The following is a 1,008-nucleotide window of genomic DNA, read 5'->3' as shown; positions in this document are numbered from 1 at the left end:
TTTGCTGGTTTAGATTTTCAAAATCTATTGCAAGATGTGATTGCTGTCGATGATTACACAGTGACGTTTAAACTCGCTCAACCAAACTTTTCATTCTTGGCAAACATCGCCACCAGCCATGCGGTAATACTGTCAGCAGAATACGGTCAACAATTGGCGGCAAAAGACAACAAAGAGCAAATCGACCAACTCCCTATTGGTTCTGGGCCATACCAGCTCAAAGAGTATCAAGTAAACGATTTGATTCGCTTGGAACGTCATCCGAACTACTGGAACTCGCCAGCGAAAATGGAACAAGTAGTGTTCGACATTTCACACCGCGGTACTGGCACGTTAGCTAAGTTGCTGCGCAATGAATGCGATGTTTTGTCTTCACCTATCTCTAGCCAGATCCCAATCATTCAAGAAGATGAAAACCTTGAGTTGACGGCAACACCAGCAAATAACGTTTCCTTTATTGCGATTAATACCGAGACTCCAGCACTTCGCGACCCAAGAGTCCGCCAAGCGTTGAACCTTGCGATCAATCGTCAAAATATCTTGGATTCGGTTTATTACGGTACAGGTACCCTAGCTTATACATTGCTGCCGCCGAACTCTTGGTCATATCAAAAAGACAGTGCGAAAATTCGTTATGACCGAAATTACGCTCTCGCTCTACTTCGTGAAGCGGGATACGAAGATGGTCTAAAACTGTCGATGTGGGTGCCGCTAGAGCCAAGAGCATTCAACCCAAGTCCACGCAAAACTGCTGAGCTCATTCAGGCGAACTTCGCCGATATCGGCATCAAGCTGACTTTGCTCACCGACGACCGTTTCGAGCGAGTGGATCTTGAAAACATCAACGATATCGACTTTCTCCGTACTGGCTGGATTGGCGATACAGGCGATCCGGATAACTTCTTCAATCCTTTACTATCGTGCGAATCAGACCGAGAGCGACTACACGAATGGAAGTGGTGAAAGGATGATACCGACTTTTTGCTTGGTCTCGCGCTAGGGAGTCAA

Annotated in this window: 1 pseudogene; it reads left to right on the top strand. The window is 46.3% G+C overall.

The window, feature by feature from the left end:
• A pseudogene (locus R7P72_RS26305) lies at positions 1-960 on the top strand (ABC transporter substrate-binding protein); the annotation flags it as partial.
• Positions 961-1,008 lie beyond the last annotated feature (48 nt).

The sequence above is a fragment of the Vibrio sp. Vb0888 genome (genome assembly GCF_033338835.1).
GTDB classification, from domain to species: domain Bacteria; phylum Pseudomonadota; class Gammaproteobacteria; order Enterobacterales; family Vibrionaceae; genus Vibrio; species Vibrio alginolyticus.
The sequence above is the reverse complement of the archived record's forward strand: the minus strand, read 5'-3'. Positions and strand labels throughout refer to the sequence as shown.